Source organism: Mycobacterium sp. AZCC_0083 (assembly GCF_014202335.1).
Classification (GTDB): domain Bacteria; phylum Actinomycetota; class Actinomycetes; order Mycobacteriales; family Mycobacteriaceae; genus Mycobacterium.
This window is the reverse complement of the sequence record NZ_JACHGP010000001.1, coordinates 392427-418405: the sequence shown is the minus strand read 5'-3', so window position 1 is coordinate 418405 and position 25979 is coordinate 392427. Positions and strand designations below refer to the sequence as shown.

Genomic DNA, 25979 nt, shown 5'->3' with positions numbered 1-25979 from the left:
AGCTGCCGTTGGCGCCGCAACCTACCGCGCGCCGCCGAACACCGCCGCGGTCAGCACGTCCTCCAGGTTTCCGAGGCCACCGTTGAACGGATTGCCGCGCTTGAGGGTGAACGCACCGCCGGGCGTCACCGCGACCAGCATCGGGGAGCTCGAGGTGAGCTGTGTCCGGCGCTCGAACCGGACATGGTCCAGCGGAGCCACCACGACGCCGTCGGCATCGACGAATACCCGCTGGGCGCGGTCGAAGATCGCCGCTGGCCGGTAGCCACTGAGTGGTTTCGTCTTGGCGCCGCGGATCCGGCTCACGACGGCGAACGCCGCACCGGCGAACGCGATGCCGACCAGCAGGAAGATCAAGGCCACCCACCAGGGCACGGCCGCACCGTTGGTCGCCGACAGCGCCAACGTCACCGCGCCGAATCCGCCGGGCACCAATGCCAGCACGCCCAGCACGAACGCGACGGTCGCCAACGGCCCCGTGCCGCGGTCCACGACCACGATCAGCGGTCCCTGCTCGGTCACCGCCAGCCCGCCGACCTCGGCGAGGATGCGCGGCTCGGCGGGAGCGATCATGCCCGGAGTGTGCCATGACCGAGGCGGGTGGCAACATCGGCGGACGTGCGGGTGCTGGTGCAGCGCGTGTCGTCGGCGCGGGTGGTGGTCGACGGCGACGTCGTCGGTGAGATCAGGCCCGACGGGCAGGGACTGCTGGCGTTCGTCGGGGTCACGCACACCGACGATTCGGACATCGCCCGACGGATGGCCGACAAACTCTGGCGACTGCGAATCCTGGACGGCGAGGCCAGCGCCGCCGACATCGGTGCGCCCATTCTGGTGGTCAGCCAGTTCACTCTCTACGCAAACACCACCAAGGGCCGCAGGCCGACGTGGAACGCCGCCGCGCCAGGACCCGTCGCCGAACCGCTGGTCGACGAGTTCGCCGCGGCGCTCGGACGGCTCGGAGCCCAGGTGCAGACGGGTGTGTTCGGCGCCGACATGGCCGTTGAACTCGTCAACGACGGACCGGTGACGGTGCTCCTGGAGCTCTAGGTTCACTGCGAGCGCGCGCAAATGCTGGCGACACGCCGGGAAAAGACCAGCAGACACGCGCGCTCGCGGGAAACAGAGTGGAGAGGGGGTGAGGGGTGTGCGACGGGTGGTGCGCGATGTAACGGTCGGGTACCGTCCGGCGATGTGACTGGCATGCGAAAAGCGATAACCAAGGTCGGGGCGGCTTTCGGGACGGCGGCGCTGGTGGCGTCCGCGGGGTTGGCGCTCAGCCAGGCCACGTCGAACGCAGAGCCAGCTGGTCATCAGATCCGGTACACGGTCACGTCGACCGCCCCAACGGGACTCGATCTCTACTATCTGTACGCCCAACCTGCGGACAAGGCTGCGTACAACAAGGACCCGAATGCCTTCTTGAAGCGCGAAGAGGTGAACCTCGAGCCGGGCGTGCCATGGGTGTTCGAAACGACGCTCGCGGACCCGCAATGGGCGATCGTCACCGTGAGCGGCGCCGCCCACGCCATGACCGGGGCACCCAACCCGCACTGCGAGATCTACATCGACGGTCAGCTGGCAATCCAGCAGGACGGCGAGACGGGCGCGGCCTGCCAGCTGTCGCGCTGGTGATCCGCTAGGCGTCGAACACGTACACCCAGGCCTGCCTGACCGCAACGGCACCGCGACGCGGGTGTAGTCGTCCACCTCGTAGTGGTCGGCAGCGGCCAGTTCGGCCGTGCTGATGGTGAACACCGTGCCCTCGACCGCGGCGTCCTGGCGTTCCGTCGGCTTGAGGTTGGGATGACGGTCGCTGCCGCTGGTCGCGAACTCCGCCGGGCTCACCTTGCCCATCTCGACCGACGACGCCGCAAGCTCCCTGTTCAGTCTCGGCATCTGTCTTGGAATTCAGCATGCGCTCGATCCCTCGATCTCGGCTCAGCTGATCACCGACGGCCTGCGGATGCTGCTGATGCTTGCAGGCGCGACGTTCCAGACGGCGACGCCCGGCTCATCCTGACCAAGCGTGCTCCGCGACGCCGCTCAGAGCCTGCGGCAACGGGCCCAGGTGCAGGATGCCGAGGCGCTGAGTGGCGCGAGTGAGTGCGACGTAGAGTCCGGCCGCACCCCGTGGGCCGTCGGCGATGATCCGTTCCGGCTCCACCACCAGAACGGAGTCGAACTCCAGACCTTTGGTCTGCGAGGCAGGCACCGTGCCCGGCACCCCCGGTGGCCCGATCACGACGCTGGTGCCAACGCGCGTGGCTTCGGCCCTGACGAATTCCTCGATGGCGGTGGGTAGTTCGTCCTCGGTGACGCGCCTGGACCACGGCTGGACGCCACACGCGCGGACCGACTCCGGTGGGGCGACCCCCGGCGCGAACTCGGCGAGCAGCGCAGCGGCGACGGTCATGATCTCCGCCGGGGTGCGGTAGTTGACCGACAGCGACCGGTAGACCCAGCGGCCAGGTACGTACGGCTCCAGCATCACGTCCCACGACGTCGCTCCTGCCGCCGACCGACGTTGGGCGAGATCGCCCACCACCGTGAAGGATCGGCCCGGGCAGCGCCGCATGAGCGCCCGCCAGTCCATCTCGGATAGTTCCTGGGCCTCGTCGACCACGACGTGCCGGTAGGTCCAGTCCCGGTCCGCGGCAGCGCGTTCGGCGACGTCCCTGGTGTCGCGCTCGTCGAAGCGCTCTGCAAGGTCCTCCGCGTAGAGCATGTCCGTGGCGAGGAGGTGGTCCTCGTCGTCCATCAGATCCTCGCGGCTGACCATGAGGTCGAGCACGCCCGCGGCATACGCGGCCTCGGCCTTGTGTTCCCGCTCGGCCGCGGCATCCTCGGCCGCCTGCTCGGCCCTGTCACGGCCAAGAAGGTCGAACAGCTCATCGAGCAGTGGCACGTCCGACACCGTCCACGATTCGCCGTCGGCACGCCACAGCACCGGGTCGGCGCCCGCCGCGCGTAACCGTTCGCGAGACGTGTACAGCTCTGCCAGAACGGTTTCCGGCATCAGGATGGGCCAGAACTCATCGAGTGCCGCATTGAACGCACCGTGCTCGGCGAGCTCTTCGAGCAGGTCGGTCCGCAGTTGCTCCCACGCGTCGCGGTCAGCCCTAGTCAACCAACCCCGACCGATCCAGGCTATCGCCCGTTCGGTGAGTGCCCACGTGAGGACGTCGTAGAACACCGTCCGTGCCTCGTTGTGCGGCAGCCCGCTTGCGCGCGCCTCCTGGATGGCCCACTCCGTGGTCTCGGCATCGATGCGCACCGTGACGTCGGCCAGTTCGATCGACAGCGGCTGCTCGGGCGAACGTTGGCGATCGGCCACAGCCGCGGCGAGCACGTCCACGATTGCCCGTGAACCCTTGAGCCGCGCGGCATCCGGGGCGTCCTCCGCAGTGACGCGCAGCCAGGGCAGCAGGTCACCCGTGGTCATGAACACCACGTTGGTCTCGCCAAGTGATGGCAGAACCCGTCCGATGTGGTTGAGGAAAGCCGGGTTTGGCCCGACGACGAGAACACCGTTGCTCTCCATGCGCTCCCGCTGCGTGTAGAGCAGGTACGCGACGCGGTGCAACGCCACCACGGTCTTCCCGGTGCCAGGGCCGCCCTCGATCACCACAACCCCGGAGTGATCCAGCCGGATGATCTCGTCCTGTTCGGCCTGGATCGTCGCCACGATGTCGCGCATCCCGTCACCGCGCGGCGCATTGACCGCGGCGAGCAACGCGGCGTCTCCCCGAACGGCGCTGGGCGCATCCTCGTCGGGGCGGCCGAGGATCTCGTCGGTGAAGTCGACCACCCGACGCCCGAGGGTGTGGAACTGCCTGCGTCTGCGCATGTTCTCCGGACTGGCGGCGGTGGCGACGTAGAACGCGCGCGCGGCAGGTGCCCGCCAGTCGAGCAGCATCGGTTCGTAGGAATCCTCCTCGAACAGGCCGATGCGCCCGATGTAGGTGGGTTCACTCGTCAGCGTGTCCAACCGGCCGAAACAGAGCCCGTTGTCCGCCACGTTCAGCCGCGTGGCCGTCTTGGCCAGCGCACGCACCTCGGCGTCGCGCTGCAGCAGTGACTCGCCATTCTGGAGGTCGATGGGGCTCCGCAATGCCTCGCCGTACCTGCCCTTCACCCGCGCACGTTCGGCGTCGAGCTGCGCGTAGAGCCTGGCCACATAGCCTCGCTCGCCCTGCAATTCGTCTTCGTATCCTCGAGTCGACACGGGCATCACACTCCCTGGCCGACGGCGTCGAGCAGCAGCGTCGCGGCCACCGTCGCCCCATCGGTGCGGATCGTGGCGGCGACGGCGGTCGCCCGCGCGCGGATGGCGGGGGAGAGTGCCGTGCTCAGCGCTGCCGAGAGGGATTCCAACGTCGGAGTCGAACCATCGTGTGCCACACCGATTCCCAGCGCGGCCACCCGGCCTGCCCAGTATGGCTGATCCGCGATCTGCGGCACCACCACCTGAGGGGCGCCGGCTCGGGTGGCCGTCGTGGTGGTGCCCGCACCACCGTGGTGCACGACGGCAGCCACCTTCTCGAACAGTGCCTGATGGTTGACCTCGCCGACGACGAAGCAGTCGTCCCGGTCGTCGATCAGGGCCAGGTCGGCCCAGCCCCGGGAGACGACTACGCGGCGGCCCTGCGCTCGGATCGCCTCGATGGCTACCACTGCGGCGTCCTCGGGCGCGCGAACGCTGCCGAAGCTCACGTACACCGGCGGAGCACCCGCGTCGAGGAACGCCTCCAGGTCGGCCGGGAGTGGTCGTGCGTCGGGCAGGATCCACGCACCGGTCTGCACCACGTCGAGGTCCGGCGAACCGGGCCACGGGTCCAGCGTCGGGTCGGCCGCCAGCCACGGGTGGTCGGTGAAGACGTGGTCGCGGACGTTGTCGACCGGTGGCAGGCCGAGCGCTTCCCGATGAGTGTTGAGCGGTGCGCCGTACAACGCCTGCACCCGTTCGGCATCCACCTCCCACAGCACCCGGTTGTCGGTCACGCCCGGCGGGAACGGCTTGCCCGGCCGCGGCAGTGGTGTCTGATGCGGCGCCGGAAAACTACGCGCCTGGAACGCAGCCAGCACATAGGGAATGTCTCGCACCTCGGCCACCGTACGCACGCCCGCGGGCATCAGGCCTGTTGCGATCACCGCATCACATCCGTCGGAGGCCGCGGCGACCGTCTCGAACTGCGCGGCGACCAACTCCGCTGCCACCCGCGGCGCATCCGCCGGCGTCGACGGCCTTCTGTCGTGCACGCCGTGCACCAGTTCGCGGACCGATCTGCCCGCAGGCACCATCTCCACTCCCACCCGGGCTGCCAGATCGGAGAAGTCCGGCGGCGCACACAGCCGCACCTCCGCGCCGAGCTCCTTCAACGCCACCGCGAATCCCAACAACGGCTCGACGTCCCCGCGCGACCCCCACGTCGACAACAACACCCGCACTCGCTACCCCCATGTTCTGCCAGTTCTGGCTTAGGGCAGCGATTCTGCGGCATACCCCCGGCCTTGCCGCAAGCCCCCCTGTGCGCTATATATTGAAGTGGGAAGACGCGAGGGCGTCTTCCCTTTTCGTTGGGCGTTGGCCGCGTCGCATTGACATTGAATCGAACAACTGTTCGAATGATCGGGTGCGGTGGGATGGCCAGGGCGTCGGGGTCGACGACGGTGCGCTGCCCGGACTGCAGCGCATCGGGTTCGCCCGCACGGTGCGCACGCCGCAGTTCGACGGCATCACATTCCACGAGGTGCTGTGCAAGTCGGCGCTGAACAAGGTGCCCAACGCCGCCCATCTGCCCTTCCGGTTCACCGTCAACGGCTACCGCGGGTGCAGTCACGCCTGCCGGTACTGCTTCGCCAGGCCCACCCACGAGTATCTCGACTTCGACTTCGGTGCTGATTTCGACACTCAGATCGTGGTGAAGACCAACGTCGTCGAGGTGCTCCGCCGCGAGTTGGCCCGTCCGTCGTGGACGCACGAGACCGTCGCGCTCGGCACCAACACCGATCCCTATCAGCGAGCCGAGGGCAGGTATGCGCTGATGCCCGGAATCATTGGTGCACTTGCCGATTCGGGTACTCCGTTCTCGATCCTCACGAAGGGCACCCTGCTCCGCCGCGACCTGGCGCTGATCACCGATGCGGCGCGCCACGTCGACGTCAGCGTGGCGATCTCGCTTGCGGTCGCCGATCCCGAACTCCATCAAGAGGTCGAGCCGGGCGCCCCCGGCCCGCGGGCCAGGCTGGAGCTGATCCGGGCGGTGCACGGCGCGGGCCTGGACTGCCACGTCATGGTCGCCCCGGTGCTGCCGGCGCTGACGGACTCGCGCGAGCACCTCGACGGGCTACTCGGCCAGATCGCGGCCGCAGGCGCCACCAGCGTGACGGTGTTCGGCCTGCATCTGCGCGGCTCGACGCGCGGCTGGTTCATGGCGTGGCTGGCGGACGCGCATCCAGAGCTGGTCTCGACGTACCGCGAGTTGTACGGGCGCGGCGCCTATCTGCCCGCGAGTTACCGAGAGATGCTGCACCGACGGGCGGCCCCCTTGATCGCCAAGCACGGAATGAACCGCGACCAGCGGTCGTTCCGCGCGGCGGCCGTGCCGGTGCCTGCCGTGGCGGAGCCGCAACCGACGTTGTTCTGATCGGGCGGGCTGATCATTCTGCTATTCGACACGTGTCGAAGGCTTGTGCCCATCGGTACCAAGGCGTACCGTGACCGGTACTTGTTCGTACCGAGCTGGAGGTCCAGATATGGGGGAGGCCATTCATGGCTGAAAAGACGAACGACCCGGTGCGGCTCCCGCCAGCACCGCGGATCCCGAAGCTGCTGCAGGGCGTCGCATTCGTGGTGAACCGCGACAAGGCCGTCGCCGCCGTGGCCCGGCGCCACGGTTCGGAGTTCACGCTGAACCTGCCGATCTTCGGCCCGACCACGGTGATCAGTGATCCCGCGCTGGTGAAGGAACTCTTCACGGCCAACAACGACCTCATCGCCCGGGCGGGAACCCTTGGCGAGGTGCTCGGCCCCGGCTCGACGTTCAGCCTCGACGGCATACCGCACCGGCAGCGTCGCAAGCTTCTCGTCCCGCCGTTTCACGGCAAGCGCATGCAGGGCTACGAAGACATCGTCGAAGAAGAAGTGCGGCGCGAGATCGCCACCTGGCCCGAGGGCGAGGACTTCGCGACCATGCCGTCGATGATGCGGATCACGCTCAATGCCATCCTGCGGGCGGTGTTCGGCGCCGACGGTGCTGCGCTCGAAGAACTGCGGGAACTGCTGCCGCCGATGGTGTTGAAGGCATCGCGGCTTGCGGTGATGCCGCCGGCGGTGCGGCGCGACTACGGTCCGTGGAGTCCCTGGGCCCGGGTGGAGAAGCTTCGGCGCCGTTACGACGCGGTCATCGCCAGGCTCATCTCCGACGCCCGCAGGGATCCGGGGTTCGAAGACCGCAACGACGTCCTCGCCCTCATGCTGCAGGCGCGGTACGACGACGGATCGCCGATCTCCGATGACCACGTGGCCGACGAGTTGCTCACCTTGCTCGCGGCGGGGCACGAGACCACGGCCACCACGTTGGCGTGGACCGTCGAACGACTGCGCAGGCACCCACGGCTGCTCGCCCGTCTCCGCGACGAGGTCGACGCAGGAGGCTCCGACCTGCTCCAGGCCACCATCTTCGAGGTGCAGCGCACCCGTCCCGTGATCAACGGCACCGCGCGAATGACCAGGCAACGGATGAGGTTGGGGGAGTGGGTCATTCCCGAGCGCCACGTCGTGCTGGTGAGCATCTCGCTGGCCCATGCCGCCGAGCGGAGCTTCACCGACGCCGCGGCGTTCGACCCGGATCGCTTCGTCGGCAACCCGCCGGACACGCACGCCTGGATCCCGTTCGGCGGCGGCATCCGACGCTGCATCGGCGCCGCGTTCGCCAACATGGAGATGACCGTGACATTGCGAACACTGCTGCGGGAGTTCGAGTTCGGCACCACGTATGCCCCTGGTGAGGCCGCGCACTCCCGTGGCGTCGCGACCGCTCCCGCACGTGGTGGGCGGGCGGTGGTGTACCGACGCTCGCCGCACACACCGAGATTGGTGTCCGCCGATGCGGCGGAGGTGTCGGCGTGAGCGACGAACCCGTTGTGGCGGATGAGCGCTTGCGCGAAGACCTTGTTACCGTCGGCCGTGGAATCGAATTGTGTTACGACTCATTCGGTGACGCCGCGGCGCCACCCGTCGTGCTGATCGCCGGGCTGGGGCAGCAAAAGCACACCTGGCCAGAGGACATCGCCGTCAGGTTGGCCGAGCGCGGATACCGGGTGATCCGGTTCGACAATCGCGACGTGGGCCGTTCGACACACGCGAGCTTTCCCAAGCCGAATCCGCTGGCGATCCTGCGCGGCGGCAGCGACAGTCGGCAGTACCACCTCGGCGACATGGCCCGCGACACCGTCGGTCTGCTGGACGCGCTCGGTTATCAGGACGCCCACCTCGTCGGCATCTCGATGGGCGGAATGATCGCCCAGACCGTCGCCGCCCACCATCCGGGCCGGGTGCGCACGCTCACCTCGATCATGTCGACCACCGGTGCGCCACGCATCGGGCGGCCTGCTCCGTCGACGTGGTGGCGGATGGCGACCGCGAGGCCGCCGCGCAACCGGCTCGAGGCGGTCGACGGCGCGGTGCGGATGTTCAGCCACATCGGGTCGCACGGATTCCCGTTCGACGAGAGTTGGATACGCGAAAAGTCCGGCATCGCATGGGATCGCGATCCCACGTCCGACGGCGTGGCTCGGCAGTTGGCGGGCGTCTTCGCCTCGGGGGACCGCACCAACGAGCTGCGCCAGATCGACGTGCCGACCCTGGTGATTCACGGCGACCGGGATCGGATGGTCCACCCGACCGGTGGCGCCGCCACCGCGAGCGCCATCCCCGGTGCACGCCTTGAGACGATCGTCGGCATGGGACACGATTTGCCTGCCGGTGCGTGGGACCGGATCGTCGACCTGATCACCACCCATCTCGACGGTTCGTCCGTCTCAATTGCTCGGTCAGAGGAGACACGATGAGCAAGTCAGCCGCAAACGTCATCAGCGGGCGCACGGTGGTCATCACCGGCGCGGGGTCCGGTATCGGTCGGGCTCTGGCCCAACGCCTTTCGGCTCACGGCTGCCCGGTCGCCATTGCCGATGTCGATGAGAAGGGCCTGAAGGAGACCGAGGCGACCCTTGGTGGTTCGACGCTGACCAAGGTGCTCGACGTCCGGGACGCCGATGCGCAGAACGGCTTCGCCGAAGAGGTCAGGGACTGGGCGCCCCTGCCCCTTGGTGCGGTGTTCAACAATGCCGGCGTTGCCGTGTCCTCGAGCGTGCTGGACTCCGTGCCCGAGGACGACAACTGGCTGTGGGACATCAACTTCCACGGCGTCGTCAACGGCACCAGGGCATTCCTGCCGATCCTGACCGCCCAGGACTCCGGAGCCATCGTGAACACCTCCAGCGTGTTCGGGCTTGTCGGCATGCCCAACCAGAGTGCTTATTGTGCGGCGAAGTTCGCGGTCCGTGGTTTCACCGACTCGCTGCGCCAGGAGCTGCGCGGCACCGGGGTCAGGGCCATCAACGTGCACCCTGGCGGCATCAACACCAACATCGTGCGCAACGCCCGTTTCCGCAAGGATCCGGACGGCCTCGGCCGCAGCCAGGAACAGATGGTGAAGGAGTTCGCCGCCATCACCATGACAGAGCCGGCCAAGGCGGCCGAGATCATCCACCGCGGTGTGGAACAGGGCAAGGCGCGCATCCTGGTCGGACCCGATGCCTACCTGTTCGACGCGCTGGCCCGGCTGGCGCCCACGCGCTACTTCGACATCCTGAGCGTGTTCGAGTCGCGGTTGCGCGGGCGGGCCCGTGCCGACGCGCCGGCGCGGGTATAGGTCAGATCTTGAGATAGCCCTTGTCCGCAGGGATCTGGGCCGCGGTCACCAGCGATGACGCGTCGCCGGCCAGCCACACGACGATGTCGGAGATGAGGTCGGGGGCGGCAAGCGAGTCGGTCGGCAGTGCGCCGGGGGAGAACGAGTGGATGTAGTGCGGGTGATCCTGAAGGATCTTGTACATCGACACGTCGTTGCCCATCGGGGTGTCGGTGCCGTACGGGTGAACGGAGTTGACCCGGATCCCGAACTCGCCCAGTTCGACCGCCAGCGAGTTGGTCAACCCGACGACGCCGAACTTGCTGGCGCTGTAGTGCCCGCAGCCCGGCACGGCCTTGATGCCCGCCGCCGAACTGATGGTGATGATCGATCCGCCGTTGCCCGCCTTGATCATCTGCGGCACCGAGGCCTTGATGGTGTGCCACACGCCGGTCAGGTTGGTGTCGAGGGTTTCTTGCCACTGCTCGGCTGAGATCTCCCACAGCCGGCCCCAATTCAGCACTCCGGCGTTGGCGACCACGATGTCGAGGCGACCGAACTGCTCGATTGCGTCGGCGATCACCCGCTCCTGCCCTGCGGCGTCGCGCACGTCGACTTCCCTGGCGAGGATCTTGCGGCCCTCGCCTTCGACGAGGTTCACGGTCTCGGCGAGATCCTCCGACGTCGCGGGCTCGTAGCCGTTGTGCCTGGCGACCGGCCCGCAGGCATCGATGGCGACGACGTCCGCGCCGGCCCGAGCCAGACGTACGCAGTGCGAGCGGCCTTGCCCGCGAGCGGCTCCCGTCACGTAGGCGACGCGTCCGGCCAACGGGGTGTCGCTCATGCGGGTTGCTCCTTCGGTACCGGCACGGGCGCGATGCGCACCGTCCGCTGGGTGAACTCGTAGTCGGCGAGCGGGGACCGGCGGGCGAATCGCCGTGACGCGGTGATGGTCTGGGGCCGGTAGTAGACGACTTCTTGTTGCGAGTTGACGAAGTAACTGTTCTGACCGCGATTGCAATCGACGATGTATACCTGAATCGCCTTGCCACGACGCTGCATCTGATCGTTCCAACGGTTGAACGCGTCCTGGCTGACCTCGGCCACCTGGGCACCGCGTCTACGGGTCTCGTCGATGATCCGGACCGCATGCTCGGCCACCGTCTCGTCGTAGTCCATCCACGCGAAGCCGACGTAGCCGGTGGGTCCGACGATCTCCCAACGGTTCGGTAGACGCGGATGCGCAGTGCCGGCATAACTGCGCATCCCGTGCGCACGGTAGTACTCGGCGAGGTCGAAACCGTTGGCGCCAAGCACTGTTCCCCGTCGATAGGTCTCGGGATCGGTCCACAACTCGTAGCCGGTGGCGGCCACGATCAGATCGGCCTCGCGCTCGACGCCGTCCGTAGTGCGCACCCCGGTAGTGGTGATCCGCTCGATCGCGGTCGTGATCAACGCGGTGTTGGGACGGTTCAACGCCTTGAAGAAGGCACTGGAAATGACGGGGCGTTTGGCGAGAATCCCGATCCGGGGAACGAGCGCCCTTCGGTATGCGGGGTCGTCGACCGTCGCACGGAGCAGTCCGCGGTACAACAGGCGCGACCACTTGTCGTAGAGCGGTAGAACGCGGGCGAGAACCTTCGCAGGCAGCCGCGGCAGCAGATGCACGATGGGCACCACCATGAAGGCGTCCATCGACAACCGGCCGAGCACGTTGATGGCGGCGATGGAACCGGGAAGACGCAACAACTTCCGCGCCAACGGTGAGAATTCGAAGTCGATCTTCGGGAGCACCCAACCAGGGGTGCGTTGGTAGACGTCCACGCTCTTGGCCTGCACAGAGAGCGCCGCGGCGATCTGCACGCCGCTGGATCCGGTTCCGATCACGGCGATCCGCTTGCCGCGGGCGTCGTAGTCGTCGTCCCATGCGTTGGGCCGCAGAACGGTACCTTCGAACTCGTCGACGCCGTCGATGTCGATCTCGGCCTTGGCGTTGACGTAGCCACCGACCGAGCTGATCACGAACCGTGCGGTGATGTCGGGGCGCCCGCGGATCGTCAGCCGCCACACTCCAGCTGAGTCGTCCCACCGTTGTCGAATCACTTCGGAATTCGCCTGCAAGTGGTCGTAGAGCCCCAACTTCGACGCGGTGTCTTGAAAGTAGCGGTAGAGCTCTGGGCCCGGTGCGAACAGGCGACTCCACTCGGCGTTCGGACTGAATGACAGCTGATACCACAGCGACGGAATGTCCACGGCGAGACCGGGGTAGTGGTTGTCCCGCCACGTCCCGCCGAAGTCGTCGCCACGTTCGACGATCACGAAGTCCTCGATGCCCCTCCGCTGCAACAGATGTGCGGCGGCGATTCCACCTGGGCCGGCGCCGATGATCGCTACCTCGAAGTCGGGTCGGGTCATGTCGTCCTTCCGGTTAGTCCTGCGATCACGTGGTCGCCGACGAATCGCTTCACCGACCGTGGGCTGTCCAGGTTGACGCCGATGGGCGGCAGCAGTTCGAAGCTGAGCAGCATGCGCACGATCCATTCGCTCGCCCGCGCGGCATCGATGTCGGCGCCGACCTCGCCGGAGTGCTGGGCCGCCCGCACCAGCGGCTTCCACAGCTCGATGGCGCGGCGCATCAGGTCGTCGCCGGTGTTGCGCAATAGCAGCACCACGATGCCCTCGTTGATGCTGTCCGGTGCGAACGAGTCGGAGTTCTGCCGGTGGGCACAAATCAGAACCGCGGCGGCCGAGACCTTTTCGGCAAGTGTCTCGGCCTCGTCGATCTCGGTGGCCATCGCGTCGATGAAGGCAGAGGCGAGGTGATCGAGGGCGATCTTGATGGCGTGGTCGCGGCTGCCGAATGCGTTGTGCACCGTGCCCCGTGAGACCCCGGCGTTTTCGGCGACGGCGGTGAGGCTGAACCGGCGCGGACCCATCCGTCGCAAGGTGTCGGTGGTGGCGGCCAGCAGCGTGGGGGACACCGTCTTGGTCACGGGTCCCTGCTCTGGGCGCATTTGAACACATTAGCGATATGTGTTCAATGTGGTCAATGCCTCGAGCGGACCCGGAAACACACATGGACACCGCCAGAAGCGGTGTCCATGTGTGTCAGAAGGTCTGGCCCGGCCCGCGCGAGGCGGACCGGCTCATACCCTCGTGTTCAGGTGATTGATTAGGGGTGGTTGCCGACGACGTTGTTGCCCGCGGTGCCAACCGCCGAGACCACGCCGTTGCCCGCGGCGCCGGTCTGGCTGATCGCGTTGGTGCCTGCGACGCCGGTCTGGCTGATCGCGTTGGTGCCTGCGACGCCGGTCTGGGTGATGGCGTTGGTGCCCACGGTGCCCAGGTTGACCTGGGCGGTGCTCAGGAAGCCGCCGAGACCACCAAGGACGTTGCCGCCGAAGACGCCGAGATTGACGAGGCCGGGGGTGATCTTGTTGCCCGTGTTCGTCACGACGTTCTGGTCGGCCGAAGCCGCCCCCGCCGAGCCCAGTGCCAGTGCAGCGCCCATGGCAACGGTGCCGGTGGCCATGGCGGCTGCGGTGAAGTACCTACGTGTTCTGCTCATGATTTTCCCTTCAGCAAAGTATCTCCGACCATTTGCAAGTTACCACACGCAATGTGTCCGAGTCTCCAACGAAATGATTACGAAATGTTCAAACTTTCAAGTCGACTGCATAGATTTGCTCCAGCGTCAATGACGGGACGTCGGTGGGTGGATCGGTACATTGCTGAGGATTGACGCGCACGCCAGTAACGCGCTGCTTGCTCCGTGCGATATTCCATTTGAACTGCAGTTGAAGCGCCCGTCATGACACTGATTGTCATGTGTCGGCGGGTGTCAAAGGTCGCGCATCGTGGTTAGCGATGAGGCCTGCGGACTGTTATTCGACGGGTTCGCTATTTTTTCGTGAGCACCTCTAAGCAGGCGCTATGGCCGGTGTCCTCGTTGTCTTGGCGAGAGATTGCTGGAAGACCCCCACAGCAAACTCATCGTGAAGGTTGGGCGTGTCGGCTCGTCGCGTGCTGCAGCGAACGGACACGACGTGGTCGCGCCGAGATGGCAAGAGTGGCTGCGCTGAGGGCTGGAGCGTGCAGGACGTGCGAGAGTGCGTGACGCGGTCAATCCGCTGAATCGACGTCCCACCCGTGGTGAACGACGTCGTGCAGGTGATAGACGGCGATCGACGCGACGGTGAACTCACTGCCGTTGCTCCGCAATCCACGGCGCGACCACGCACCGTCGGGCACCGTCGCATAGGTGTTGGCGGCGGCTTCGGCGGCCTCCGCGAGTTCGGCGGCGACGGTGTCGGGCCGCTGGGAGGCGTAGGCGTCGGCCAGGGCCGTCTGGTCCTGGTCCCAGTTCGGGAAGTGGGGAGCGTCCTCGTCGAGCATGAGGTGCACCCGCTGATCGAAGATCCGGTGCACGTCGCGCACGTGGCATCCGTACTCCAGGACCGACCACACGCCGGGACGCGGCCGCTCGGTCACCCCGGGGCGCTCCAGTCGGGTCAGCCAGTTGACTGCGTCCTTGCGGATGCGTCCGGCGACGTCGGTGGGGTGCACGGCCGCAGCGTCGAAACCGCACTCCGGACACGGGCGGCCAAGGACCCAGGTCCAGTCCTTGTCGTCGGGCTCGACGTCGTCGCTTGCAGTCACTGCGCGGCGCTCAGCCGAGGTCGCGGGCGGAGAACGTGTCGCACTTGTTGGGATCGCCCGTCTGGTGCCCGGTGGTGAACCACTTCTGCCGTTCGGCCGACGAGCCGTGCGTCCACGTTTCGGGGTTGACCCGGCCCGTCGAGGACTTCTGGATGCGGTCGTCGCCGACCGAGGATGCGGCTGACAGCGCGTCGGCGATGTCCTTGTCCGTCAACGGTTCCAGGAACGGCACGCCGGTGCTCTCCTGCTTGGTGATCGCGGCGTAGTGCGCCCACACGCCTGCGTAGCAGTCGGCCTGCAGTTCGGTGCGCACGCCGTTGCCCTCGGAGCCGCCTGGCCCCTGCTGGGCCTTGCCAAGGACGCCGAGCAGGTCCTGCACGTGGTGGCCGAATTCGTGGGCGACGACGTACTCCTGCGCCAACGGCCCACCGCTGGAACCGAACTGGTCGGTGAGTACCTGGAAGAACGACGTGTCGAAGTAGGCGGTCTGGTCGACCGGGCAGTAGAACGGGCCGACGTCGGTCGTCGCCGGTCCGCACCCCGTGCTCACCGACTGGCTGAACAACCGCACCTTCGGGCGGGTGTAGCCCTTCAGCAGCTGGCTCCACACCCCGTCGACGGAGTTCCCGGTGGCCACGACGCGGCACTGCACGATCGTGTTGGCGTCCTTGCCGGTCTTGCACTGACTCAGATCGAAACCGGGCGCTTCGACGCTCTGGGAGTCGTATTCACTGGTGCCGCCTTGGGGGAGCACCGTGCTGGGGTCGACCCCGAGGAACAGCGCGACCACGACGATCAGCAGCCCACCGAGTCCGCCACCGATTGCGATGCCGCGGCCACCGCCACCTCCACCGCCCCCACCGCTGCTCGACGTGGTGCTCGTGTCGATCTGCATACCCTCGTTGAAGGTCATCACACCGCTCCGTCCGCGTCAGTCGGCATTCCGCCGCGAGGCTGGGCGCCAGCCGGGTTCAGCTTCCCACACTACGATTCGAACCGTGGCCGCCGTTGCCGAACTCTCGACCGTTGCGCACACCTCGAATGGGCGCCTGCGAGGTGCCACCGAGGGCGGCGTCAACGTATGGCGCGGCGTCGCCTATGCCGAACAGCCAGTCGGTGATCGGCGGTTCCTCGCGCCCGCCCCGCTGCAGTCCTGGCAGGGCATTCGCGACGCCGTCGAGCACGGCCCGTTGCCCCCGCAGGGCCGGTCCTTCGTCGGGGGAGGACGCGACGATCCGAAGATCCGTGACGAGGCGTGCCTGACCGTCACCGTGTGGTCGCCAGACCCGACCGGCTCGCTGCCCGTGATGGTGTGGATTCCAGGTGGCGCCTTCGTGTACGGCGCGGGTCAGTTGCAGCTCTACAACGGTTCTCGGCTGGCCCGCAACGGCAACGTCGTGGTGGTCAACGTGACCTACCGGCTCGGCGTGTTCGGCGGATTCGAGCTGTCCGATCTGGGCGACGGGTTCGACGACAACCTGTGCCTTCGCGACCAGCTGGCGGCGCTGGCCTGGGTGCGCGACAACATCTCCGCATTCGGCGGTGACCCGGACCAGGTCACCGTGTTCGGCGAATCAGCTGGTGCGACATCGGTGTTGGCGTTGCTGGCCAGCCCGGCGTCCGATGGCCTGTTCACGCGCGCGATCGCCCAGAGTCCGGCGCTGCCGCTGATCGCCGACCGCGAGACACGGGCCCGTCGGGCCCGCCGCTTCGTGCAGCGGCTCGGGGTGGGCGTAGACGAGATCAAGTCGCTGCCGCAACGCCCGCTTCGCCGCGCCGCTGGGCTGGTGCAGTCCGAGAGTGCGTCCGAGAGCCCGATGCTGGCCTACGGGCTGACGTACGGCGTCGACCTGCTGCCGCATCACCCGATCGAAGCTGCCCGCATTGGCGCGGTGTCGAGGGTTCCATTGATCGTCGGCACCAACAGCGACGAGGCGTCGATGTTCGCGTGGGTCAAGCCGCCGATGCTGCCGACGACGGTGGACAGCATCGACGCCTACTTCGACCGCATGGCACCAGAAGCCAGGGCGCGGGTGCTGGAGGCCTACCCGGACTATCCGCGGCGCCGCGCGCTGGTGGCCGTCGGATCCGACGCCATGTTCTGTGCTCCCGCATGGGCATTCGCCGATGCGTACAGCGCGCACGCCCCGACCTACGCCTATCGGTTCGACCATGCCGCGTGGAGCTTGCGGGTGCTCGGGCTCGGCGCGACACACGGCAGCGAGATCGTGCACGTCCAACACAGCTACTCGTCGTACCTTGGCCGCAAGCTGCACCCGCTGGGTCGCCGGGTGCAGCCATCGGTGGGCAGGCGCATGCAGCGCACCTGGTTGAACTTCTCCACCGGAGAGCTCGGTCCGGACTGGCCGCGCTACGACGCGCAGGACCGTCGCACCCGCGTCATTCGTTCGGCGCGCGACGACACCGTGGCCGATCCCGACGCCGTCAGGCGTTCGGCATGGTCGGGTCTGTACTGACCGGACCGCTGGTCGCGTAACGCGCGTCGGTGTAACGGCGCAGGTTGTGCAGGAAGCGCTGGAACAGCCACGCCATCACCGGCCGAGAGAAGGTCATGCCGAGCCGGCCTGCCACGCCGCTCGGTTTCATCGCCATCACCCAGGTCAGATGGCAGCCGTCGGCGGTTCGGCACCACCCGGTAGTCCTCGGCGAATGCGGACAGCGCGTTCGACGTGCTCTGGTTGAACCGGAAGGCCATGTGAGAGAACGGCTCCCATGCGATGAACTCTTCGTCACCGACGATGTTGCCGCGCATGCTCACCGTACGAGTGGTGCCGATGCTGCGCGGCTCGGGGCTGGTCCAGACCACCTTGGTGATCAATGTCGCCCAGTGTGGCCACGACTCGGCGTCGGCGAGCACCTCGAACAGCTGCTCGGGGGTGATGGCGAGATCGACTGTGCTGACGAACCGGAACGGCGCACTGGCGATGAAATCGAGGTCGACGTGTTCGCACTGGTAGGTCTTCGGATGGGACTCGGCCATGAGTAGACACTCTAGGGCTTGGTGTCTACTCAGTCATTTCTCGTCGCTTCGCTCGCCCCGTCAGTCACTAGCCCGGTCCGTCACTGGCCGCGGCGAGCAGCGGCACCAGGACGGCACTGATCGGTGTGGCCAGCCCGTGCTCGGCGGCCTTGCGGACGATCACGCCGTTGCGGATGTCCCACTCCATCGGCTTGCCGAGTTCGCGGTCGGTCAGTATCGACGTGGTGATGTCCTCGGGCAGCCCGCTGAACAGCCCGACGACGTCCTCGATCACGGCGTCCTCCAGCTTGGCGCCCTCGGCGCGGGCCACCGCGAGGCATTCGGCGAGGTACTCCTTGGCCAGTTGGGCCACGTCGTCGCGGCGGAACATCCCCGACTTCCGGCCGGTCAGCGCCATGAGGCCGGCGACGGCGTTGCTCAACAGTTTGTGCCAGGCGGCGGTGACGAAGTCGGGGCTGCATTCGACGGTGCACAACGGTCCGCGGAGTAGGTCGGCCAGCCGCTGCGGGGCCTCGCCCTCGGGCAGCACCAGGCGCACGCCCGTCCTGAGCCGGACCCACCCCTCGGGTTGTGTCTCGGCGGAGAACCACACCGCGGCGGGCACCACGGTCGACGACGGGCAGAAGCGCCCAACGCGCTCGACCTGCTCGACACCGTTCTGCAGTGCGCACACCACCGTGTTCTCATCGCACAGGCGCGCCAACCACGCGGCCGCGTCCTGGGTCTGGGTGTCCTTGACGGCCAGCATCACCACGCCGACGGGTCCGTCGATGGTGTCTGGGTCGGTGCGCACGGGTCCGGGCACCACGATCGGGTCCGCATCGTCGGGCCTGACTTCGATGGACTCGCGAGCAGTGCGCCCGCACACGATCACCTGATGACCCGCGCTGTGCACCAGCGCCGCGACGGTAGATCCGATGGCGCCAGGCCCGATGACCGCAATGCTGACAACTGGCACATGGTCTTCGCGCAGGCGCTCATCCACCAACGCCAGAGTACCGACGAAACGGCCCCCTCTACACTGTGTCAGTCCACGTCCGAGGCCATTTTCCAGGGAGTTTTCGTGTTGCGCAGTCATGCCGCCGGTTCGTTGCGGTCCACCGACGCCGGTCAGAAGGTGACGTTGGCCGGTTGGGTGGCCCGTCGGCGTGACCACGGCGGTGTCATCTTCATCGATCTCCGCGACGCGTCCGGCGTGGCGCAGGTGGTGTTCCGCGACGCGGGCGTGCTGGAGCAGGCACACCATCTCCGTGCCGAGTTCTGCGTCGCCGTGGAGGGTGTCGTCGAGACCCGGCCCGAGGGCAACGCCAACACCGAGATCGCCACCGGCGACATCGAGGTCAACGCAACGTCGCTGACGGTACTGGGCGAGAGTGCGCCGCTGCCGTTCCAGCTCGACGAGACCGCGGGTGAGGAAGCCAGGCTCAAGTACCGCTACCTCGATCTGCGCCGCGAAGGCCCAGGCAACGCAATCCGGTTGCGCTCCAAGGTGAACGCGGCGGCTCGCGGCGTATTGGCCAGCCACGACTTCCTCGAGATCGAGACGCCGACGCTGACCCGCTCGACTCCCGAGGGCGCCCGCGACTTCCTGGTGCCCGCGCGTCTGCAGCCGGGGTCGTTCTATGCACTGCCGCAGAGCCCGCAGCTGTTCAAGCAGCTGCTGATGGTCGCGGGCATGGAGCGGTACTACCAGATCGCACGGTGCTACCGCGACGAGGACTTCCGCGCCGACCGCCAGCCCGAGTTCACCCAGCTGGACATGGAGATGAGCTTCGTCGACGCCGACGACGTGATCGCCGTGTCGGAAGAGGTGCTCAAGGCGCTGTGGGCGCTGGTTGGATACGACTTGCCGACGCCGATCCCGCGGATCGACTACGCCGACGCGATGCGTCGGTTCGGTTCCGACAAACCCGATCTGCGGTTCGGCCTCGAGCTCGTCGAGTGCACGGAGTACTTCTCCGACACCACGTTTCGCGTCTTCCAGGCGCCGTACGTCGGTGCGGTGGTCATGTCGGGCGGTGCATCGCAGCCGCGGCGCACGCTGGACGGCTGGCAGGAGTTCGCCAAGCAGCGCGGCCACAAGGGGCTGGCCTACGTGCTCGTCGCCGAGGACGGCACGCTCGGCGGGCCGGTCGCCAAGAACCTCACCGACGCCGAACGCGACGGCCTGGCCGCCCACGTCGGCGCGAAGCCGGGGGACTGCATCTTCTTCTCGGCGGGTTCGGCGAAAGCGGGACGTGCCCTGCTCGGCGCCACCCGCATCGAGGTCGCCAAGCGACTGGACCTGATCGACCCGACGGCATGGGCGTTCACCTGGGTGGTGGACTGGCCACTGTTCGAGGGCACCGACGAGGCCACCGAGGCCGGCGACGTCGCGCTGGGCTCCGGCGCGTGGACCGCCGTGCACCACGCGTTCACCTCGCCCAAGCCGGAGTCGGAGGCGACGTTCGACACCGATCCCGGCAGTGCGCTGGCCAACGCCTATGACATCGTCTGCAACGGCAACGAGATCGGCGGCGGCTCGATCCGCATCCACCGCCGCGACGTCCAGGAGCGCGTCTTCGCGATGATGGGCATCGACCACGACGAAGCCCAGGACAAGTTCGGATTCCTGTTGGACGCGTTCACCTTCGGCGCACCGCCGCACGGTGGCATCGCCTTCGGCTGGGACCGCATCACCGCGTTGCTGGCCGGCGTCGACTCCATCCGCGAGGTCATCGCCTTCCCGAAGTCGGGCGGCGGCGTCGATCCATTGACCGATGCCCCTGCGCCAATCACCCCGCAGCAGCGCAAGGAATCCGGAATAGATGCCAAGCCCAAGGGATTGACTGAGGCATGACCGAGATCGACAAAGACAACCTGACTGAGATCGACAAAGACAAGCTGCTCGCCGACCCCGGGGCGCTACACGCGTTCAACGACGACATCGTCGCGAAGTTCCGGACCAACGGCGGCAAGGTGGCCGAGTTCGGTGACAACCTGCTGCTGCTGACGACGACGGGCGCGAAGTCAGGGCAGCCGCGGTTGTCGCCGCTGGCGTTCCTGGACCTTGACGGAAGGACGATCATCTTCGGCTCGTACGCCGGTGCGCCCAAGCATCCGGCCTGGGTCCACAACCTGCGGGCCTACCCGCAGGCCCGCGTCGAGGTCGGCGCCGACTCGTATGACGTGATCGCCCGGGAACTGCCGACGGCCGAACGCGACGAGGTCCTGCCCGCGGTGATCGCCATCGCACCCGTGTTCACCGAGTATCAGGCGAAGACCAGTCGGATCATCCCGCTGTTCGAGCTCACCCGCGCCTAACCCCTTGCGACTTGTGCACGCGCACCCGGGCTCGTCGCGGGTTTGTGTGCCCGAGTCGCTTAGAGGCGCTCGATGATGGTGGCGTTGGCCATGCCGCCGGCCTCACACATCGTCTGCAGGGCATACCGTCCGTCGCGCTGCTCGAGTGCGTTGACCATGGTCGTCATGATGCGGGCACCGCTGGCGCCCAACGGGTGACCGATCGCGATGGCACCGCCGTTGACGTTGGTCTTCTCCAGATCCGCGCCGGTGTCGCGAGCCCACGCCAGCACGACCGGCGCGAACGCCTCGTTGACCTCGAACAGGTCGATGTCGGCCAGCGTCAGGCCCGCACGTGCCAGCACCTTCTCCGTGGCGGGGATGACGCCGGTCAGCATGTACAGCGGATCGGAGCCCACTGCCGTCATGGTGTGGATGCGGGCCAACGGCTTCAGCCCGAGGCTGCGGGCCACCGCGCCGCTGGTGATCATCACCGCGGCGCTGCCGTCGGACAACGGCGACGAGTTGCCTGCCGTGATCTCCCAGTTGATCTGCGGGAAGCGGGCCGCGTACGCCTCTGTGTAGAAGGCGGGCCGCAGGCCGGCCAGTGTCTCGACCGTGGTTTCCGGGCGGATGATCTCGTCGGTCGACAAGCCCGCGATCGGAGACAGCTCGTTGTCGAAGAGCCCGTCCTTGGTCGCGCGGGCGGCCTTCTCGTGACTGCTGGCGGAGAACTCGTCGAGCTCGGTCCGCGACAGCCCCCACTTGGCGGCGATCAGTTCGGCGCTGATGCCCTGCGGGACGAGTCCCTCCGAGTAGCGCTCGGCGAACGCCTTGCCGAACGGGTCGCTGCCAGGCAACACCGAGGTGCCCATCGGCACCCGGCCCATGGACTCCACGCCTGCGGCGATCACGATGTCGTATGACCCGGCGAGCACGCCCTGGGCGGCGAATGAGATTGCCTGCTGGCTACTTCCGCACTGCCGGTCCACGGTGGTGCCTGGCACGGACTCGGGGAAGCCTGCGCCGAGCAGCGCGTTGCGGGCGATGTTGAGGGCCTGGTCGCCGACCTGGGTGACGGCGCCCGCGATGACGTCGTCGATCTTGACCGGATCGACCCCGGTGCGGGCGACGACCTCGCGCAGGCTGTGCGCGAGCAGATCGGCGGGCAGCACGTCGTGCAGCGCACCGCTGGCCTTGCCCTTGCCGATCGGGGTGCGTACGGCGCTCACGATGACGGCGTCGCGGTCCGAATATCCGGCCATTTGTTCCTCCTGGACTCGTCGCTGAGTACTGCTCTCTATACTTAGATGTAACACCTAGGTCTAGTAACAACAACCCAGCGAGGGAGTGACGTACATGACAGTCCTGCAGGGCGTACTCGCCGAACGCGACTCCTGGTCTGCCGTCGGTCATTGCCCGATCGAGCAGACGATGGCCGTAGTGGGGACCAAGTCGGCGATGCTGGTCATGCGGGAGGCGTACTACGGCACCACGCGGTTCGACGACTTCGCCCGCCGCGTCGGCATCACGAAGGCGGCCATGTCGGCCCGGCTGTCGGAACTGGTGGCCGCGGGCTTGCTCGCGAAGCAGCCCTACCGCGAGCCGGGCCAGCGCAGCCGCGACGAGTATGTGCTCACCGACGCCGGTACCGAGTTCATGCCCGTGGTCTGGGCCATGTTCGAGTGGGGCCGCAAGCACCTGGAGGACAGCAGGCTGCGGCTGAGTCATCTAGGCTGCGGCGCCGAGGCGACCGTCGAGATTCGTTGCGCGGAAGGTCATCTGGTGCCCGCCGACGAACTGGCCGTTCGCTACGAACGGGCCCCTCGGTAGCTCAGCCGCTAAAAGCGGTGGTCGTGGATCTGCGTGGAATCCGGCGGGCTCTCCGAGGTCAGATCGATGCCGTGGACATCCTTCACCCGTCCGCGGAACCACTCACTGAACTCGTCGTCGGATGACGTGATCCCCTGCATGGCGGCAGCTATGTCATCGGCCTCCAAGAAGACGACATCGACTGTCCCGCCAGGCGTCTCCTGCTGCCAGACCATGTGCCGGGACAAGCCGTGTTTCTTCCAGAGCGATTCGTATGCCTCCCGGCGGGGACCGTCCATCTCCTCCATCCAGTCCCGGTCCGCCTGCTCTTTGCCAGGAAGGACCGGAACCACGAATCCAATTGCAGCCATGATTACCCCCTAGGGTGGTGCCACGGGCTGAGCGTATGCCCGTCAGCAACGGTTCGGGACGCTATTTGCACTGCTCATCTGAATGGCAAATGTGCCATCGTGCTGCACGTACGGTTAAGCGCTCGCGAAGACCTTCGGGGGACGTCCTTCAGATCAGCTGCGCGCGGAACTTCTTCGCCTCCGACATCAGCTCCTCGACCCGCGAGCGCTCCGCCCGGTTCTCGAACACGCCGTCCTTCTTGAAGTACGTGCCGACGATCGCGCCGTCGGCGATGTCGAGTTGGGCGGCAACGTTCTCGGCGCGCACACCCGTGTTCACGAACACCGGCACCGCATCCGCGGCCGACTTCACCGTGCGCAGTGCGTCGGCGTCCGTCGGCGAGCCCGCGGTCGCCCCGGACACGCAGATCGCGTCGGGCAACGTCGCGAACACCGTGGTGCGGGTGATGGACGCGAGGTCACGCTCGGCCAGATAGGTGGCGGACTCGGGGACGATGTTGAAGAACAACTTCACGTCCGCACCGCCGACGCGGGCGCGATGCCGCGCCACCTCGCCGACGTTGGTGTTCCACAGGCCGAAGTCGCTGGCGTACACCCCGGTGAAGATCTCGCGGACGAACTTCGCGCCGGTGGCGACGGCAAGGTCGATCGACGCTCGACCGTCCCACAGCACGTTCACCCCGTAGGGCACCTGCAGTTCGGGCAGCAGTTCGCCGATGATCCTGGCCATCGTGATCGCGGTGATGGGTTCCGTCTTGGTCAGGTACGGCAGGCTGAACTCGTTGGAGATCATCACGCCGTCAACGCCGCCCGACTGCAGGGCATCCAGTTCCTCGCGAGCGCGCGCGACGACGGCGGCGATGCCTGCTGCGCCGTCGTATCCGGGGTCGCCGGGCAGGGCGGCCAGGTGAAGCATGGCGATGACGGGCTTGGTGGTTTTGAAGACCTCGTCGAGCCAAGTGGTGGTCACGGTGTGCCTTTCTCGGTAATGGTGTTTCGTAAGCCTTTTGGCGCGTCAGTCCATGTAGGCGCCGCCGTTGACGGCAAGGGCCTCACCGGTGATGAAGCGGGCGTCGGCGGAGAGCAGGAACGCGACGGAGCGCGCGACGTCCTCTGGTTGTTCGAGGCGACGCAACGGGGTGTCGTCGACCATCATGGCCCTGACGCCGTCGGTGGTGATGCCGCGCAGCTGCCCCTCCCACTCCAGTTCCCGTGACTGCATGGGGGTTTCGACGTATCCGGGGCACACGCAGTTGACGGTGATGCCGTGCTCGCCGAGCTCGTAGGCCATCGCCTGGGTGAGGCCGACGACGCCGAACTTCGACGCCACGTAGTCCGCAAGGAACGGCACGCGGCCCTGCTTGCCCGCCATCGACGCGGTGTTGACGATCGCGCCCGCCGTGCCGCTGCGCACCATGGCGCGGGCGGCGGCCTGCCCGCACACGAACACACCCTTGAGGTTGACGTCCATCGTCTGGTCGTAGTTCTCGATCGGCGCCTCGAGGAAGCGGTGCATGAACGAGATGCCCGCATTGCTCACCCAGGCGTCCAGGCCGATCCGGTCGGTCACGTCGTAGGCCACCGACGCGGCGTCGGCAGCCGAACTGACGTTCAGCTCGGCGGATTCGTGGCCGATCCCGTCGCCGGCCGGCAGCGCCGCTGCGACGGCCCGCGCGGCGTCGCCGTCGATGTCGGTGACGACGACCCGCCAGTCACGTTCGGCGAGGGTGGTGGCGATGGCGCGCCCGATTCCGGAGCCGGCACCGGTAACCACGACTGTCTTGGTCATCAACTTTTCCCGTCGCTTCGCTCGCCTTGGAAGTGCACTTCGTTCCTATCCATCGTGTTTCGCTTGGTCGGCGCCAACGAGGCGTTGGCCGGTCTTGGTGTCGAATGCGTGCACGGCGCCCGGTCTCGCCGACAGTGCGACCCGGGTGCCCTCCGTGATGCCCGAGAGCCGCGCCGCCTCCACGACGCAGGTGAGTTCGGTACCGCGGGCGTCGACGGTGACGATCGCCCGTGGCCCGAGAAGCTCGACCAGTGTGACCGTGGCGTCGGCATCGTCGGCCACGGTGGGCACCAGGTCGTCGGGGCGAACGCCGAGGGTCACGGGACCGCTGGCCCCGACCCGTCCCACGTTCAATACGAATCCACTTGGCAGGGTGAAGGTTTCGCCGGTCAGTTCGCCGGCGATCAGATTCATCTTGGGGCTGCCGACGAACGCGGCGACGAAGGTGTCGACGGGGGAGTTGAACACCTCGATCGGGGTACCGACCTGCGCGGCGCGTCCGTCCCGCATCACCACCATGCGGTCGGACAGGGTCATCGCCTCCTCCTGGTCGTGCGTCACGTAGAGGCAGGTGATGCCGAGGCGGCGCTGAATCTGCAGGAGTTCGGTGCGTGTCTCCACCCGTAGTTTCGCGTCGAGGTTGCTCAGTGGCTCGTCGAAGAGGAAGACCGACGGCTCGCGAATGATGGCCCTCCCGATGGCGACGCGTTGTTGCTGACCACCGCTGAGGGCCTTGGGCTTGCGGTCCAACAGCTTTGCCAGGCCGAGGGATTCGGCCACCTCGTCGGCCCGCTTGAGCGCGTTCGCGCGCGGTTCCTTGGCTGCGCGCAGGGGGAAGGCGATGTTCTCCCGCACCGAGAGGTGCGGATACAGCGCGTAGTTCTGGAAGACCATCGCCACGTCGCGGTCGCGCGGCTGCAGATGGGTCACGTCGCGGTCGGCGATCGTGATCGTGCCCGACGTGACCGATTCCAATCCTGCCAGCATGCGCAACGACGTCGACTTGCCGCAGCCGGACGGGCCGACGAGGACGGTGAACGATCCGTCGGGGAGCTCCAGATTCAGATCGCTGACGACGGACGTCGAGCGAAAGGACTTGTTCACGCCGGAGAATCGGACGATTGCCACGAGTAGTGAGTCACCTCTCT

General features: G+C 67.2%; 26 protein-coding genes and 2 pseudogenes. 11 read left to right on the top strand and 17 right to left on the bottom strand.

What is annotated here, in order from left to right:
• Window positions 1-21: 21 nt before the first annotated feature.
• On the bottom strand, window positions 22-573 hold the full coding sequence (locus HNP02_RS42200) for a hypothetical protein (RefSeq protein ID WP_221317040.1): 552 nt from the start codon (window positions 571-573) through the stop codon (window positions 22-24).
• A gap of 45 nt (window positions 574-618) precedes the next feature.
• Between HNP02_RS42200 and dtd the strand changes: the two genes are divergently transcribed.
• Window positions 619-1050: a D-aminoacyl-tRNA deacylase gene (gene dtd, locus HNP02_RS01960; RefSeq protein WP_184434941.1), complete on the top strand. Its 432-nt coding sequence runs from the start codon at window positions 619-621 to the stop codon at window positions 1048-1050.
• Window positions 1051-1203: 153 nt separating this feature from the next.
• Entirely contained in the window at window positions 1204-1635 is a 432-nt protein-coding gene (locus HNP02_RS01955) for a hypothetical protein (RefSeq protein ID WP_184433812.1), read from the top strand.
• A gap of 4 nt (window positions 1636-1639) precedes the next feature.
• On the opposite strand, the pseudogene HNP02_RS01950 reads toward HNP02_RS01955, so the two are convergent.
• Window positions 1640-1842: pseudogene (locus HNP02_RS01950) on the bottom strand (gamma-glutamylcyclotransferase family protein); the annotation flags it as partial.
• Window positions 1843-1849: 7 nt separating this feature from the next.
• Between HNP02_RS01950 and HNP02_RS01945 the strand changes: the two are divergent.
• On the top strand, window positions 1850-2023 hold the full coding sequence (locus HNP02_RS01945) for a hypothetical protein (RefSeq protein WP_184433809.1): 174 nt from the start codon (window positions 1850-1852) through the stop codon (window positions 2021-2023).
• Here HNP02_RS01945 and helR read toward each other — a convergent pair.
• Together helR and HNP02_RS01935 are read right to left on the bottom strand one after the other, a co-directional pair.
• Window positions 2015-4228, bottom strand: coding sequence for an RNA polymerase recycling motor ATPase HelR (gene helR, locus HNP02_RS01940; protein WP_184433804.1), 2214 nt, complete (start codon window positions 4226-4228; stop codon window positions 2015-2017). The two genes, HNP02_RS01945 and helR, sit on opposite strands and share 9 nt — an antisense overlap.
• A gap of 5 nt (window positions 4229-4233) precedes the next feature.
• Window positions 4234-5451 (bottom strand): glycosyltransferase, encoded by a 1218-nt coding sequence (locus HNP02_RS01935; RefSeq protein WP_184433801.1) that lies wholly within the window; start codon window positions 5449-5451, stop codon window positions 4234-4236.
• A 185-nt stretch (window positions 5452-5636) separates the two neighbouring features.
• On the opposite strand from HNP02_RS01935, the gene HNP02_RS01930 reads away from it, so the two are divergent.
• The 4 genes from HNP02_RS01930 to HNP02_RS01915 all read left to right on the top strand — a co-directional run bounded on the left by HNP02_RS01930 (window position 5637) and on the right by HNP02_RS01915 (window position 9938).
• On the top strand, window positions 5637-6650 hold the full coding sequence (locus HNP02_RS01930; protein ID WP_184433799.1) for an Rv2578c family radical SAM protein: 1014 nt from the start codon (window positions 5637-5639) through the stop codon (window positions 6648-6650).
• Between the two features lie 125 nt (window positions 6651-6775).
• Entirely contained in the window at window positions 6776-8134 is a 1359-nt protein-coding gene (locus HNP02_RS01925; RefSeq protein WP_184433796.1) for a cytochrome P450, read from the top strand.
• A complete protein-coding gene (locus HNP02_RS01920) occupies window positions 8131-9075 on the top strand; it encodes an alpha/beta hydrolase (protein WP_309241365.1) in 945 nt (314 codons plus the stop codon). The genes HNP02_RS01925 and HNP02_RS01920 overlap by 4 nt, the downstream gene beginning before the upstream one ends.
• Window positions 9072-9938 carry an SDR family oxidoreductase gene (locus HNP02_RS01915; RefSeq protein WP_184433793.1) on the top strand — a complete coding sequence of 289 codons (867 nt, stop codon included), beginning with the start codon at window positions 9072-9074 and terminating at the stop codon, window positions 9936-9938. Before HNP02_RS01920 ends, HNP02_RS01915 begins: the two co-directional genes overlap by 4 nt.
• Window position 9939: 1 nt before the next feature.
• On the opposite strand, the gene HNP02_RS01910 is transcribed toward HNP02_RS01915, so the two are convergent.
• The 6 genes from HNP02_RS01910 to HNP02_RS01885 all read right to left on the bottom strand — a co-directional run bounded on the left by HNP02_RS01910 (window position 9940) and on the right by HNP02_RS01885 (window position 15489).
• Window positions 9940-10761: a mycofactocin-coupled SDR family oxidoreductase gene (locus HNP02_RS01910; RefSeq protein ID WP_184433790.1), complete on the bottom strand. Its 822-nt coding sequence runs from the start codon at window positions 10759-10761 to the stop codon at window positions 9940-9942.
• On the bottom strand, window positions 10758-12332 hold the full coding sequence (locus HNP02_RS01905) for an NAD(P)/FAD-dependent oxidoreductase (RefSeq protein ID WP_184433787.1): 1575 nt from the start codon (window positions 12330-12332) through the stop codon (window positions 10758-10760). The genes HNP02_RS01910 and HNP02_RS01905 overlap by 4 nt, the downstream gene beginning before the upstream one ends.
• Window positions 12329-12931 (bottom strand): TetR/AcrR family transcriptional regulator, encoded by a 603-nt coding sequence (locus HNP02_RS01900; RefSeq protein ID WP_184433784.1) that lies wholly within the window; start codon window positions 12929-12931, stop codon window positions 12329-12331. Before HNP02_RS01900 ends, HNP02_RS01905 begins: the two co-directional genes overlap by 4 nt.
• Window positions 12932-13089: 158 nt before the next feature.
• A complete protein-coding gene (locus HNP02_RS01895; RefSeq protein ID WP_184433781.1) occupies window positions 13090-13485 on the bottom strand; it encodes a hypothetical protein in 396 nt (131 codons plus the stop codon).
• A gap of 554 nt (window positions 13486-14039) precedes the next feature.
• Complete coding sequence (locus HNP02_RS01890) at window positions 14040-14576, bottom strand: DinB family protein (protein ID WP_184433778.1); 537 nt, start codon at window positions 14574-14576, stop codon at window positions 14040-14042.
• 10 nt (window positions 14577-14586) lie between these two features.
• On the bottom strand, window positions 14587-15489 hold the full coding sequence (locus HNP02_RS01885; protein WP_184433775.1) for a neutral zinc metallopeptidase: 903 nt from the start codon (window positions 15487-15489) through the stop codon (window positions 14587-14589).
• Between the two features lie 85 nt (window positions 15490-15574).
• Here HNP02_RS01885 and HNP02_RS01880 point away from each other — a divergent pair, with 85 nt between their 5' ends.
• Entirely contained in the window at window positions 15575-17053 is a 1479-nt protein-coding gene (locus HNP02_RS01880) for a carboxylesterase/lipase family protein (RefSeq protein WP_184433772.1), read from the top strand.
• Here HNP02_RS01880 and HNP02_RS01875 read toward each other — a convergent pair.
• Both HNP02_RS01875 and HNP02_RS01870 read right to left on the bottom strand, forming a co-directional pair.
• Window positions 17022-17577, bottom strand: a pseudogene (locus HNP02_RS01875) (SRPBCC family protein). The gene HNP02_RS01880 and the pseudogene HNP02_RS01875 overlap by 32 nt on opposite strands.
• Window positions 17578-17644: 67 nt before the next feature.
• Window positions 17645-18562 (bottom strand): oxidoreductase, encoded by a 918-nt coding sequence (locus HNP02_RS01870; protein ID WP_309241364.1) that lies wholly within the window; start codon window positions 18560-18562, stop codon window positions 17645-17647.
• Between the two features lie 78 nt (window positions 18563-18640).
• On the opposite strand from HNP02_RS01870, the gene aspS reads away from it, so the two are divergent.
• Entirely contained in the window at window positions 18641-20416 is a 1776-nt protein-coding gene (gene aspS / locus HNP02_RS01865; RefSeq protein ID WP_184433766.1) for an aspartate--tRNA ligase, read from the top strand.
• Window positions 20413-20880 carry a nitroreductase family deazaflavin-dependent oxidoreductase gene (locus HNP02_RS01860; protein ID WP_184433763.1) on the top strand — a complete coding sequence of 156 codons (468 nt, stop codon included), beginning with the start codon at window positions 20413-20415 and terminating at the stop codon, window positions 20878-20880. The genes aspS and HNP02_RS01860 overlap by 4 nt, the downstream gene beginning before the upstream one ends.
• A gap of 59 nt (window positions 20881-20939) precedes the next feature.
• On the opposite strand, the gene HNP02_RS01855 is transcribed toward HNP02_RS01860, so the two are convergent.
• The gene (locus HNP02_RS01855; RefSeq protein WP_184433760.1) at window positions 20940-22124 is read right to left on the bottom strand and encodes a thiolase family protein; all 1185 of its coding nucleotides are present in this window, start codon (window positions 22122-22124) and stop codon (window positions 20940-20942) included.
• Between the two features lie 94 nt (window positions 22125-22218).
• Between HNP02_RS01855 and HNP02_RS01850 the strand changes: the two genes are divergently transcribed.
• The gene (locus HNP02_RS01850) at window positions 22219-22692 is read left to right on the top strand and encodes a helix-turn-helix domain-containing protein (protein ID WP_184433757.1); all 474 of its coding nucleotides are present in this window, start codon (window positions 22219-22221) and stop codon (window positions 22690-22692) included.
• Window positions 22693-22700: 8 nt separating this feature from the next.
• Here HNP02_RS01850 and HNP02_RS01845 read toward each other — a convergent pair whose 3' ends face one another.
• The 4 genes from HNP02_RS01845 to HNP02_RS01830 all read right to left on the bottom strand — a co-directional run bounded on the left by HNP02_RS01845 (window position 22701) and on the right by HNP02_RS01830 (window position 25959).
• The gene (locus HNP02_RS01845; RefSeq protein WP_184433754.1) at window positions 22701-23042 is read right to left on the bottom strand and encodes a hypothetical protein; all 342 of its coding nucleotides are present in this window, start codon (window positions 23040-23042) and stop codon (window positions 22701-22703) included.
• Window positions 23043-23190: 148 nt separating this feature from the next.
• Window positions 23191-24012 (bottom strand): BtpA/SgcQ family protein, encoded by an 822-nt coding sequence (locus tag HNP02_RS01840; RefSeq protein ID WP_184433751.1) that lies wholly within the window; start codon window positions 24010-24012, stop codon window positions 23191-23193.
• A 45-nt stretch (window positions 24013-24057) separates the two neighbouring features.
• Window positions 24058-24831 carry an SDR family NAD(P)-dependent oxidoreductase gene (locus HNP02_RS01835; RefSeq protein WP_184433747.1) on the bottom strand — a complete coding sequence of 258 codons (774 nt, stop codon included), beginning with the start codon at window positions 24829-24831 and terminating at the stop codon, window positions 24058-24060.
• Window positions 24832-24876: 45 nt separating this feature from the next.
• Window positions 24877-25959, bottom strand: a complete 1083-nt coding sequence (locus HNP02_RS01830) for an ABC transporter ATP-binding protein (protein WP_184433744.1) — start codon at window positions 25957-25959, stop codon at window positions 24877-24879.
• Window positions 25960-25979 lie beyond the last annotated feature (20 nt).